Annotated in this window: 10 protein-coding genes; 5 read left to right on the top strand and 5 right to left on the bottom strand. The window is 73.1% G+C overall.

The window, feature by feature from the left end; genetic code table 11:
- Position 1: 1 nt before the first annotated feature.
- Positions 2-1,069, bottom strand: a complete 1,068-nt coding sequence (locus AC0NH5_RS14305; RefSeq protein WP_474403656.1) for an FAD-dependent oxidoreductase — start codon at positions 1,067-1,069, stop codon at positions 2-4.
- Between the two features lie 160 nt (positions 1,070-1,229).
- Positions 1,230-2,201 carry a phosphotransferase family protein gene (locus AC0NH5_RS14300; RefSeq protein ID WP_474403654.1) on the bottom strand — a complete coding sequence of 324 codons (972 nt, stop codon included), beginning with the start codon at positions 2,199-2,201 and terminating at the stop codon, positions 1,230-1,232.
- A 114-nt stretch (positions 2,202-2,315) separates the two neighbouring features.
- On the opposite strand from AC0NH5_RS14300, the gene AC0NH5_RS14295 reads away from it, so the two are divergent.
- Positions 2,316-3,005, top strand: a complete 690-nt coding sequence (locus AC0NH5_RS14295; RefSeq protein ID WP_474403653.1) for a PilZ domain-containing protein — start codon at positions 2,316-2,318, stop codon at positions 3,003-3,005.
- Here the strand turns inward: AC0NH5_RS14295 and AC0NH5_RS14290 are convergent.
- Positions 2,971-5,721, bottom strand: coding sequence for an ATP-binding protein (locus AC0NH5_RS14290; protein WP_474403651.1), 2,751 nt, complete (start codon positions 5,719-5,721; stop codon positions 2,971-2,973). The genes AC0NH5_RS14295 and AC0NH5_RS14290 overlap by 35 nt on opposite strands.
- Positions 5,722-5,838: 117 nt before the next feature.
- Between AC0NH5_RS14290 and AC0NH5_RS14285 the strand changes: the two genes are divergently transcribed.
- Positions 5,839-7,215: an MFS transporter gene (locus AC0NH5_RS14285; protein WP_474403649.1), complete on the top strand. Its 1,377-nt coding sequence runs from the start codon at positions 5,839-5,841 to the stop codon at positions 7,213-7,215.
- A 354-nt stretch (positions 7,216-7,569) separates the two neighbouring features.
- Positions 7,570-8,262 (top strand): S1 RNA-binding domain-containing protein, encoded by a 693-nt coding sequence (locus AC0NH5_RS14280; RefSeq protein WP_474403647.1) that lies wholly within the window; start codon positions 7,570-7,572, stop codon positions 8,260-8,262.
- A 21-nt stretch (positions 8,263-8,283) separates the two neighbouring features.
- Here AC0NH5_RS14280 and AC0NH5_RS14275 read toward each other — a convergent pair whose 3' ends face one another.
- On the bottom strand, positions 8,284-8,595 hold the full coding sequence (locus AC0NH5_RS14275; protein WP_474403645.1) for a hypothetical protein: 312 nt from the start codon (positions 8,593-8,595) through the stop codon (positions 8,284-8,286).
- Positions 8,596-8,766: 171 nt separating this feature from the next.
- Between AC0NH5_RS14275 and AC0NH5_RS14270 the strand changes: the two genes are divergently transcribed.
- Positions 8,767-10,671, top strand: coding sequence for a discoidin domain-containing protein (locus AC0NH5_RS14270; protein WP_474403643.1), 1,905 nt, complete (start codon positions 8,767-8,769; stop codon positions 10,669-10,671).
- A 75-nt stretch (positions 10,672-10,746) separates the two neighbouring features.
- Here AC0NH5_RS14270 and AC0NH5_RS14265 read toward each other — a convergent pair whose 3' ends face one another.
- Positions 10,747-11,580, bottom strand: coding sequence for an NmrA family NAD(P)-binding protein (locus tag AC0NH5_RS14265; protein ID WP_474403641.1), 834 nt, complete (start codon positions 11,578-11,580; stop codon positions 10,747-10,749).
- 170 nt (positions 11,581-11,750) lie between these two features.
- On the opposite strand from AC0NH5_RS14265, the gene AC0NH5_RS14260 reads away from it, so the two are divergent.
- The gene (locus AC0NH5_RS14260) at positions 11,751-12,314 is read left to right on the top strand and encodes a dihydrofolate reductase family protein (RefSeq protein WP_474403639.1); all 564 of its coding nucleotides are present in this window, start codon (positions 11,751-11,753) and stop codon (positions 12,312-12,314) included.
- Positions 12,315-12,388: the final 74 nt, after the last annotated feature.

Raw genomic sequence — 12,388 nt, 5'->3', positions numbered from 1 at the left:
GTCACACGCGACTGACCTGCCGCAGGGCAGTCCGCTGCAGGCCGGCGACGGCTTCCCGGCCGGCCCGGTTCGCGCCGACAGTGGACTGCGACGGCCCGTACCCGATGAGGTGGATCCGTGGTTCCGCAGCGACCTGGGTTCCCCGCATCGGGATGCCGCCCAGCGGCCCCCGCAACCCCAGCGGCTCCAGGTGCCCGAGCGCGGCCCGGAACCCGGTCGCCCACAGGATCACGTCGACCCCGGTGTGCCCACCGTCCGCCTCCCGCACGCCGGACGGCTCGATCGCGGTGAACATCGGGCGCCGTTGCAGGGCGCCGCGCCGCTGGGCGGCACGGGCGTAATCGGTCCACCCCAGACCGGTGTACGAGACGATGCTGCCACTGGGTCGCCCCGCCTCCACGTCAGCGAGCACTTGGGCGATCGTGGCGCGCCCCTCGTGCTCGGACCGGAACTCGTCGATGAACACCGGTTCGCGCCGGGTGTACCAGAACGTGGTCGCCACCCGGGAGATCTCTTCGAGCAGCTGCACCGCCGAGATGCCGCCACCCACGATCGCCACCCGCTGCCCGGCGAACTCGGCGGCGTCCACATAGTCGACGGTGTGCAGTTGCCGGCCGAGGAAGGAGTCCCCGCCCGGATGGGCCGGCTGTACCGGATTGCCCCACGTCCCGGTCGCATTGATCACCGCCCGGGTGAGCCAGTCTCCCGCACTGGTCTCCACCAGCAGTTCGCTGTCCGGCGCGGCGTCCGTCCGCCGCACCGCGTGCACCCGCACCGGTCGTACGATCGGCAGCTCGAAAGCCCGCTCGTAGTCCGCGAAATATCGCGGGACCGCCGTGCTGCTCGGCTCCCGCGGGTCGACGTCGGGCCGCGGCATGCCCGGCAGGTCGAAGATGCCGTTGACCGTCTCCATCCGCAGTGACGCCCACCGGTGCTGCCACGCCCCACCCGGCGCCGCGTCGCCGTCGAGCACCACGAACGGCTCCACCCCGCGGCGCCGCAGATGATAGGCGGCGGAGAGCCCGGCCTGCCCCGCGCCGATCACGATCACCGTCGCCCGCCGCCGCATAGCCGTCTCCTCGGTAGATCTCCCGTCACCCGGGGCAACAACTTGCCGCCGCAAATAATCCGCCCGGCGACCCCCGTCACATCACGACGGCGTGGCCCGCACGTCGAGTGTGTGAAGTTCGGGCGCGTAGCGAACCCGAACTTCACACACCCGCAAGGCGTCAGAGCTGGGCCATCACCTCGGCCAGCTGGGCGCGCGTCCACTCCAGGTGTGCCGGGTCGGTGAAGTTCCGGTAGGCGCCCTCGATGACCATGATCAGCACCAGGTGCAGGCAGTACAGCCGCCGCCGCTGCCGTTCGCCCGGTGTCAGCTCCGGGTGGCCGTAACCGGCCATGAACGCGGTCGGGTCGCCGAACGCGGGCAGCACGCTACCGACGAAGCCCGCCTCCATCAGGAAGTCGCCGAACAGCGCGCGCTCGTGGTCGAGGATGCCGACGATCTCGCCGTCGCGGATCAGCACGTTCAGGGGCCACAGGTCCCACTCCACGAAGCGGGGCTCGGTCACCTCGTCAAGGCAGGGAGCTGCGGTGGCGACCGCGGCACGGACCGCCTCGTACGAGCAGCCCAGGTCGACGCCGCGCCGTTCGCCGTCGCGCAGCACGTCCTCGAGGATGCCGGTGAACACCACCCGCCAACTCGGATGGCCGGGCCCGGCGAGCGGGCCGAACGCGGCACCCCGGATCGAGTTCAGCTCGCGGTTGACGGCGCCGAGCGCCCGGCCGTACGCCGCCGCCTCGTCGCGCGGCAGCGAGTCGCGGACGACCCCGAAGTTGAGCGCGTCCACGAACTCCATGACGAACCAGTCGGCGTCGCACAGCTCGCGGCTGCGGTCGGCGAAGTCGACCCGCGGGACCGGCACCGACGTCCGTTCTCGGATCAGCGCGATGGCGGCCAGCTCGATGTCCATCGCCCCGCGCTCGTAGGTCATCACCTCGACGTGCGGCGGTGGCGCGATCTTCAGGACCTTCGCCGAGCCGTCGCGCAACCGGATCCGGTACGCCACGTTGAACCAGCCCTCGCCCAGCTCGTCGTACCAGTCGGCACCGTCGGGGACCTGCTCCCGGCCGTACGCCCGGGTGATCATCGCCTGTAGCGTCTCCACCGGCTGCCGGTTCTTGGTGATGCTCTCCATGCCCTCATGATCGCTGGTCCGCCGGCCCGGGGCGACTTCCCGGAAATCCTCACCCGCGGGGCTCGCCGGCCGATACTGACCGCCGCAGGAAGGTCCAGCAGGCGAGGGTGATGAATGATCAACGCAACGATTGCTCCGGAGTCGGCCGACGTCTCCGCTCGGCCGGCCGCCTCGGCGGAGCTGCCGGACGTCGGCTCCACGATTTTCCTCGTGCTCGGTGAGGGGGTGAACTTCCGGACGCGCGTCGAAGCCGTCGACGGCCGTGTCCTGCACGTGGCCGCCCCGTTGGAGACCACCGGACCCGCGGTGCTCCGGGCCGGCGACGAGTTCGACGTCTTCTGGGTGCCGCCGGGCACCCGCACCGTGATGCGCTGCCGGCTGACCGGGATCTCGGACGAGGCCCCGTTCCGGTGGGCGCTCACCCCGATCGGCGAGCCCCGGCAGAGCAACCGCCGCGAATATGTCCGTGGTGGTGGCGGCGCCGTGGTCCGCCTCGTGATCGAGTCGAGCCGCGAGCCGGTGGAGGGCGCTCTGCTGGACATCAGCGAGGGCGGCCTGCGGTGCTGGCTGGACGTGCCGGTCGCGGTCGCCGCGGGCGAGCTGACCTGGGCCACGGTCTGGCTCGGCGACCAGCAGGTGGAGTTGACCGGCACGGTCCACTCGGTGCGCGCGGCCCCGCACGGCGACCCGGGCCTGCACGTGATCCTCACCTTCGACACCGAGGAGAGCACCGCCCAGATGATCCGGCTCTACATCCTGGCCTGGGAGATCAGCGAGCGCCGCCTGCGCCGCCAGGGCGGCTGAGCGGGCCCGGCGGGGCGGCTGCGAGCTCCACGGACCGGGCGGCCTGATAGGGGCAGCCGGCCGCCTCGAGCTGTGCCGCCGTGGCCAGCACCCGGTCGCGGTCGCCCGCCAGCAGCGCGGCGGCCCGCGCGACGATCGCCGTGGCCACCGGATTGCCGGTGACGATCTGCCCGGCCGCGGTCACCCGGGCGACCGCGGCCGGGTGACCGGCCAGCACCGAGGCCTCGGCGCGCAGCGCCACGTACCAGTGCAGCCAGATCCACGTCACCCACTTCCACACCTCGTCCGGCTCGGGTTCGAGGCGGTCGAGCGCCGCCGCGGGATCGCCCTCGTGCAGCAGCAGGATGCCGTCGAAGACCGCGCCGTACGAGTGCAGCCGTCCCGGCGAGGCGCCCATCCGGTCCAGGACGTCCAGCCATTCCCGCCGTCGGGCGGTCTCGCCGCGCAGGCCGAACACCAGCGCCACGCCGGCCACCGCCGGTCCCAGATGGGCCCGCGCCGGCTGCCCGGCCCGCTCCCACGCGTCCCGGAACCGCACGCTGACGGCGAGCACCTCGTCCTCCTCGCCGGCCAGCGCCCCGGCCATCAGCAGCCAGTTCGTCGCCCGGTGGCCCACCTCCGCCAGCAGCGGGTGGTCGGCCAGCCGGCGCGCCCACTCCCGGGCCCGCCGCAGGTCACCGGCGCCGAGCCCGGCCTCGACCGCGTCACCGAGCGCGTCCAGCAGTTCATGGGTCGCGGACGGCGTCACCGGGAGACCGGTCAGCAGGGTCACCCGCCGGCGGGCCGTCGCCGCGGTCCCGAGCGTGTCCCCGGCCCAGCTCTGTGCCCCGGTCAGGGCGCCCAGCGCGGCCGACAGCGCGAGCGGATCACCGGCGTCCCGGGCCAGCGCCACCGCTTCGGACGACCGGGCCAGCGTGGCGGCCGTGTCGTTCTCCTCCGGCCCCAGCGGCGACCCGAACGCGTCGGCCAGCACGCCGGCCTCTGCCAGGGCCACGGCCGCGCGCGCCACCGGATCCGCGCCGGCCAGTGCCCGGGCCGCGTCGACCAGGGCCGCCGCCTCGGCCGGGGACGGCGGCCGCTCGAACTTGCCGGTGAACCGGAAGGCATTGGTGGCCGCAGTGGCGAGGAAGACAGCCGCGCCGGGGTCGTCGCCGGCCCGCCGGGCGGCCTCCGCCGCCGCGAGCTGCAGCTCGAACATGTCGTCGCCGCGCATCCGGCACCCGGCCGCCGCCGCGGCCTCCCGCAACATCAGGGCCGCGGCGGCCGGGTCCTCCGCCAGTGCCGCCGCCTGCGCAAAGCGTTGCTGAGCTTCCCCCACGTGGGTACGCGCAAACGACAGCTCCGCCAGCCGGCGCGCCAGCCGGTGCGCGTCCGCGCGCAGCTCCACCCGCCCGGCGGCCCAGCCCAGCGCCGCCCGCAGATCATCGGCCACCCGGTCGAAACGCGCCCGGAAGCCGGCCTGCCCCAGCGCCACGTCGAGTCCCAGACACCAGCGCAGATGCCCGTCCCGCGCCGCCTCCAGCTCGCCGGCCGCGCGCAGCCGCTCCGTCCCGTACTCCCGGATGGATTCCAGCGCCCGGTACTCCGTGCCGGTGCCCGCGGCGGTCACGGTCATCAGGCTGTGCTCGGCGAGCCGCGCCAGCCCGTCGGCGACGTCACCCAGGTCGCCATCGGTCACCTGCGCGGCCGCGGCGGCGGTGAACGGCGCCACGAACACCGACACCCGGCGCAGCAGTGCCTGGTCCTCGTCGGTGAGCAGGGCGTGGCTCCAGTCCAGGACCGCACGCAGCGACCGGTGCCGCTCGTCGGCGCGGGGCCCGCCGGCGAGCACCCGCAGCGGATCCGCGAGCCCGGCGGCGAGACCGTCCAGGCCGAGCGTGGCGTACCGCGCGGCGGCCAGCTCGATCGCCAGCGCCACCCCGTCGAGGCGGCGGCAGATCGCGGCGACCTGCTCGCGCAGCGCGGGCGGCGGAGGTTGCCCCACCGCGGCCGCCCGGTCCAGGAACAGCGCCACCGCGTCCGACTCGCTGTCGCCGTCCAGTGACAGCGGCGGCACCGGATAGACCCGTTCGAACGGCACCATCAGCCGGGCCTGGCTGGTGGCCAGCACCGACACCCGGGGGCAGGCCGCCAGCAGCCGCTCCAGCAGCGGCGCCACCCCGTCCCGGACGTGCTCGCAGTTGTCCAGCACCAGCAGCGCCCGCCGGTCGGCGAGGGCCGCGAACACCGACTCCGCCAGGTCCTGCCCCGGCTGCTCACCGATGCCCAGCGCGCCGGCCACCGCGGCCACGCAGCCCCGCGGATCGGTCACCGGCACCAGGTCGGCGAACCACACCCCGTCCGGGTAAGCCGCCGCGGCCTCTGCGGCGACCGCCAGCGCCAGCCGGGTCTTGCCCACCCCACCCGGGCCGACGGCGGTCACCTGCCGGTGCCCGCCGATCATCTCGGCGAGCGCGGCCCGCTCCGGCGCCCGGCCGACGAACGAGGTCAGCGGCGCCGGCAGCACCGGCGCCGGCCGGGCCGGGTCCGCACGCCGCACCTCGGCGGCCCGCTGCGCGAGCGCCCGCCTGTCCGGCAGCGCCAGCTTGCGCAGCAGGGCGGAGACGTGACTCTCCACGGTACGCACGGAGATGAACAACCGGGCCGCGATCTCGGCGTTGCTGAGGTGTTCGCCGAGCAGCTCCAGTACCTCGGCCTCCCGCGTCGAGATCTCCACCGGCCCATCTTCGCGCACCGGGTCCGTAGTGGTTTCCGTGGCTGCCACGGATGCGGCCCGGACCCGCCTCCGACGAGGCTGTGAGCAGCTCACCCGTACCAGCAAAGGGGTCTGATCGTGAATGTCGCCAGTCCTTATCGGCAGGTTCTGCGGCAGCCCGTGCTGCGCCGGGTCCTGCCCGGTGTGGCGGTGTCGTCGCTCGGTGACGGCATGACGATGGTCGCGGTGGCCTGGCTCGCCGTGCAGATCGCCCCCGCCGGGCAGGCCGCGGTCTGGACCGGGCTGGCAGTCGCCGCCTACAGCCTGCCCGCCACCGCCGGTGCCGCCCTGTTCGGCCGCCTGATGCGCCGCTTCACCGGTGCCCGGCTGGTCGCCGCCGACGCCACCGTGCGCGCCGTCACCCTCGGCGCCGTCGCCGTCCTCGCGGTGACCGGCCGCCTCGGCCCGGTCGGTTACGTGCTCCTGCTCGCCCTGTCGTCGCTGCTGCACGCGTGGGGGAGCGCCGGCGTCTACACGCTGGTCGCCGAGCATCTGCCGGACCGCGACCGGCTGGCGGGCAACGCGCTGATCTCGACGTTCCAGCAGGCCGCCTTCGTGATCGGGCCGGCGTTGGCGGGCGCGGTGGCGGCGCTCACCGGGCCGGGCTGGGTGATCGCCCTCGACGCCGCCAGCTTCGCCGTCCTCGCGGTGTGCTGCCGCGGCGTCACCGGCCACCCGGTCGCGGCCGAACCGTCCGCCGCGACCGGCGGCCGGCGAACGATCGCCACCCGGCCGCACCTGCTCGGCCTGCTGCTCGTCACCTGCGTCTTCTTCTTCCTGTACGGCCCGGTCGAGGTCGCCCTGCCGATCTACGTGGCCCACGACCTGCACGGCTCGGCGGCGCTGCTCGGCGCGTACTGGACCGCGTTCGGCGTCGGCGCGGTGGCCGGTGGCCTCGGCGCCGGAATGCTGCGCAGCCGGCGCCTGCCCGCGGTGATCGCGGCCATCATCGCCGGCTGGGGCGCCGCACTCCTGCCGCTGGCGCTGACCCACGCGGTGTGGGCCGGACTGGCCGGGCTCGCCCTCGGCGGCCTGATCTACGGCCCGTTCACCGCCCTCTGCGTCGCCCTGTTCCAGCAGGCCAGCCCGGCACACCTGCTCAGCCGGGTGCTCGCCACCCGCACCGCGCTCACCATCCCGTCCACCGCCCTCGGCACCCTGGCCGGCGGCCCGGCAGTGGCCGCGCTCGGCGCCCAGCCGACGCTGCTGCTGTCGGCGGTGCTGACCATCGCGCTGGGGGTGGCGGTCGCGGCGGTCCGCTGGCCTGCGCCGTCCGATCCGCCGGACGAGGCGCGTGAGGCCGGCCCGCCGCGCGGACAGCCCGGCCCTTCGGCCCGTGCGGTCAGCCGAGCCAGCCGCCCAGTAGGCCGCCCAGCAGGATGGGCGCCAGGCGGGTGGCGAGGTCGAGGAGAACGTCCCCGGTCCGGCGCGACCACGGCGGTGACACGGCGATGACGATCAGCACGGGCGGCCGGCGGTCGCCCCGCCGGGCGGCGACCCATGGTCGGGCGGCATGTTTGAGGAACCTGTGAGCACAGGGAACTCCCTCCGGGGACGGGGCGCCCTTTGTTCATCCGCCGTCCGGGGCGGCCGGCGGAGGGCTGACCAGGAGTTTGCTGGCGGTCCTGCCTGTGTTCGGCCCCTGCGGCAACGGTCCCGGCCGGAGTTCGAGTCCGGCCCTGTTCAGTGCCTCTTCCACCCGAAGGCGTTCACGGTCACGGGCCGGTCCGTCGAGCGGTGCCAGGTGCTCTTCGATGCCGAGCCGGCGGCTGGCCATGGTAAGCCTTGCGTCATAGTAGGCTCGCCGTCATGTCCGGTGAGGTGCGGACCGTGACCGTCACCGGCTACGACGGCCGGGACGTGCTCGTCGATGTGGACGGTGTGCCCGGCCGCATCCCCGGCCATGAACTCTCCCTTCGCCAGGTCGACGATCCGCGCGCGTTCATCGGTGTCGGCGAGACCCGCCCGGCCGAGGTGATCGGTGCGGTTCGGGGCGAGATCCTGGTGTCCGCCCGGGCGTGTGCGGACCCGGCCCTGCGGGCGTTCCTGCTCGGGATCCGGCGGGGCGACGTGGTGACCGGCACGGTGGCGAGCGTCCACAACTTCGGGGTCTTCGTCCATCTGGACGGGGAGCCCGGCGGGGAGGCGACCGGTTTCATCCGGGTTCCGGAGATCAGCTGGCGGCACCTCGGCCATCCCGCGGAGGCGGTCGCGGCGGGGGAGCGCATCGCCGCCGAGGTGATCGACGTCGACACGCGCAGGGGGCAGGTCGCGATCTCGTTGAAGGCGCTGCACCCGGATCCCATGATCGCAGTGGCGGAGCGGGTCGGTGAGACCGTGACCGGGCGGGTCGTCAAGGTCGTACCGTTCGGCGTGTTCGTGGAGGTCGTCGAAGGTCTGGCGGGCCTGCTGCGTGAGTCGGCCGTGGAGGGTGACGAGGTCACCGTCCGCATCACCGGGGTGGACCCGCAGCACCGCCGGATCTCGCTGGCGCGGTCCTGACAGTGGGGGCGTCGGCGCGCTTCACGGGGTGTGCCAGGTCATCGCCGCGACGGCGGCCCCGACCGAGCACAGCGCGAGGAACGGCCACACCCACCATCCGCGCCGCTCGATGCGGGTGATGGAGAGGGACCAGCTGATCAGCGAGAGCACGACCGCCGCACAGATCTCCAGCCACGCCCGCCGGCCGAGCATCTGGAAGCAGCCGATGACCTTCTTCGCGCAGTAGGCGACGGTGAGTTCCGGCGCCGACCAGAGCAGCAGGAATCCGAAGTAGCCGAGGCTCAGCACGACGGTCGTCCCGACCGCCGCCGCCAGCCACACCCGGAACCCCATGGCGGCTGATTATTTGCCTCCTTCCTTGTAGTTGGCTGTGGGCCGCCCAGGGTTGTTACATCTGTTTCTCCGGTTCCGGAACTCCGCTTGCTTGACCGGCGTGTTTCTCATCTGTTTCGCTGCGTGCAAGACGATAAATCTCTGTTTCATCTGTTTCACAAGGGGGACCGGATGCGACGCGGTGCAGCGGGACTGATCGGCATACTTCTCCTGGTCACCGGCGGGTCCGCTGCGGTGGCCGGGCCACGGGAGCCGGCCGCGCGGGTCTGGGTCACCACGGTCGACCGGTCCGAACTGCTGCACGAGCGGGCCCCGGTGACCTTCGGGCGCACCACGAGCCCGCACCAGACGATCGTGGTCAACCCCGAGCGGGCGTACCAGCGCATGGACGGCTTCGGCGCCTCCATCACCGACTCCGCGGCCGCTGTGCTCCACCGGCTGCCGCCCGCCGCGCGGGACCGGGCGATGCGCGACCTGTTCGACCCCCGCCACGGCATCGGCGTCAGCTTCCTGCGCCAGCCGATCGGCTCGTCGGACTTCACCGCCGCCGCCGAGCACTACTCCTACGACGACGTGCCGCCCGGGCAGACCGATTTCGCGCTGCGGCACTTCAGCATCGACCACGACCGGGCGCAGATCCTGCCGCTGCTGCGCCAGGCGAAGCGGCTCAACCCGGCGCTGAAGATCATGGGGAGCCCGTGGAGCCCGCCCGCCTGGATGAAGACCACCGACTCCCTGGAGGGCGGCCGGCTCAAGGACGACCCGAGGATCTATGACGCGTACGCCCGCTATCTCGTCAAGTTCGTCAAGGAGTACGCACGGGCCGGCGTGCGCATCGATTACCTCACCGTCCAGAACGAGCCGCAGAACCGGCACCTCGGCGGTTACCCCGGCGCCGCCATGCCGGTCCGCCAGCAGGCCGCGGTGATCGAACGGCTCGGCCCGCTGCTGCGCGGGACGAACGTCAGGATCCTGGGGTACGACCACAACTGGTCGACCCACCCCGGTGACGTCGAGACGACCCCGCCGGGGGAGGACCCCGAGACCGACTACCCGTACCAGCTGCTCGACAGCCCCGCCGCCAAGTGGCTGGCCGGCACCGCGTACCACTGCTACTCCGGTGCCCCCAGCGCGCAGACCGCTCTGCACGAGGCCCACCCCGACAAGGGCATCTGGTTCACCGAGTGCTCCGGCTCGCACGGCCCCGGCGACACCGACGAGCAGATCTTCCGCGGCACCCTCACCTGGCACGCCCGCAACCTCGTCATCGGCGTCACCCGCAACTGGGGCAAGTCGGTCGTCAACTGGAACATCGCCCTGGACAGCACCGGCGGACCGCATCTCGGCGGCTGCGGCACCTGCACCGGCCTGCTCACGCTGCTGCCGGACAACACGGTGCGCGCCGACGCGGAGTACTACACGATCGGCCACCTCGCCAAGTTCGTCCGTCCCGGCGCCGTCCGCATCGCCAGCACCTCGTTCGGCACCACCGGCTGGAACGGCCAGATCATGGACGTCGCCTTCCGCAACCCGGACGGCTCCACCGCCCTGATCGTGCACAACCAGAACGACGAGCCGCGCCCGTTCGCCGTCACCGTCGGCGACCGCACCTTCGAGTACACCCTGCCCGGCGGCGCGCTCGCCACCTTCGTCTGGCCCCGCTCGCACGACCTGGCCGCCCGACCCGGCGAACTCGACCTGACCGGCGCCACCGCCGTCGCCGAACCGGCCGGCGAAGGCGCTGCCCTGGCCGTCGACGGCGACGCTTCAACCCGTTGGTCCAGCGGCACGGCCCAGGCGGCCGGCCAGTACCTCCAGGTCGATCTCGGCCGGGCCCGCACCTTCCGGCGCGTCGCCGTCGACAGCGGCGGCAACGTCGGCGACTACGCCCGCGCCTGGACACTGTCGATCAGCCGCGACGGCCGTTCCTGGCACGACGTGGCCGCCGGCGCCGGCACCGGTCAGCTCACCACCGTCACGCTCCCGCCGACCCGGGCCCGCCACCTGCGGATCACCGCGACAGCCCCGGCGGCAAGCTGGTGGAGCATCGCCGACCTGCGTCTCTACGCACGCTGAGCGACGCTTCTTCTGGTACGCCCAAACGGGCCCCCGGGGCCACACCGCGAGTTCTGGCGGTCGTCACGCGGTCGTTCACCGGGACTTCGCCGGGCCGAAGGTGCGGAAGCGTTCCGCATGGTCGGCCACCCACTGCTCGAACGTTCGCGCCGGGCGGCCGGTCACCTGCTCGACGGTGTCCACCACGCTGGTGGACCTCTCGTCCGGAGCGGCGTACCACCCGACGACATACTCGGCGTCCGCCCGGGACACACCGGTGGCCGTCAGCCGGTCGACGGCCTGTTCATGGGTGATCGGGACGAAGGTGATATCACGGCCGACGGCCCGGGACAGGACGGCGATCCGCTCGCGCGGCGTCAGCGATTCCGGGCCGGTCAGGTTGTACGCACGCCCCGCGTGGCCGTCCTCGAGCAAAGCCGTCGCCGCGACCGCGCCGATGTCGGCCTCGTGGACCAGGGCGCTGGGAAAGTCGTACGGTTCCCGCACGACCCCTTCGCCCCGGACCGAGTCGATCCAGGTCAGCGTGTTGGACATGAACTCCTGCGGCTCCAGGCGGGTCCACTGGACGCCCGAGTCCGCCACCGCCTGCTCGGCCGGCCCCACCCAGCCGCCCCACACCACGGTGATGCGCCGCACGCCCGCGCCGACCGCCCGCCGGACCAGCTCGGGCCCGGCCTCGGCGAGCCCTGCCGTAACCGTGATGTGCAGCCGGTGGACGCCGTCCAGCGCGGCGTTCAGGGTCTCCGGCGCCGTATGCGTACCGGCCACCACATCCACCTCTGCCGGGAACCGTCCCGCGGCCGCAACCGGGTCGCGGGTGAGCGCCCGAACGTGTTCGCCTCGGCGGACCAACTCCGCCACCACGTGCCGACCGGTGTTCCCGGTCGCCCCCGTCACCAATGTCGTCACGGCGACTCCTCTCCTCCCCGGCGACTCTAAGAACTCAACCTCACTTGACATCAAGGGCGGAACGGCCACGATCCCGGCTCCCGGCCGGAGCGGGGCTGGAATCCGCCGGCGAGGGCCGCCGGCCGTTGCCCGGGTCACCTCCGGACTGCTGACCGGGCACAGTGGTCACCATGAGCCTCGTATCCGCCCAGCAATGGATCTCGCTCGACGGTTTTCTGGCCGGTCCGGCCGGCGAGTCGGACGTCTTCGCCGCCGTCGAGGACTTCGCCGCCTCGGAAGCGCACAACATCGCGCTGCTCGCGAAGGTGGACGAGGTGCTGCTCGGCCGGCGCACCTACGAGTCGTTCGCCGCGTTCTGGCCGGGCGCGGACGATCAACCCATGGCCCGGTTCGTCAACAGCCTGCCGAAGACCGTCTGCTCCACCACGGTGACCACGGCGCCGTGGGGTGATCACGCGCCGGCTCAGGTCGTACCCGATGCTGTCGCTCATGTCCGGGCCCACCGTGCCGGGGCCCGGCGCACGATCGTCTGGGGAAGCGTGTCCGTGATGCGGGCACTGCTCGCGGCGGGGGAGCTGGACGAGCTGGAGCTGTTCGTCGCCCCGGTCGCCCTCGGTGCCGGTGTGCCGCTGCTGGCCGCCGGCAGCCCGGCGCTGCCCTTGCGCCTGGAGGAGTCCGACGTCTGGCCGGGCGGCGTGATCCGCCTCCGCTACACAGTCGGACGCCGAAAATGAGTTGACGCCACCGATATTCTGATCCTCCGTATCTTCGGCGGCCCATCGGGCGGTCCGTGAGAGCCGGGAGGGGC

It is taken from the genome of Actinoplanes sp. 13 (assembly GCF_056134165.1).
The sequence above is the reverse complement of the archived record's forward strand: the minus strand, read 5'-3'. Positions and strand labels throughout refer to the sequence as shown.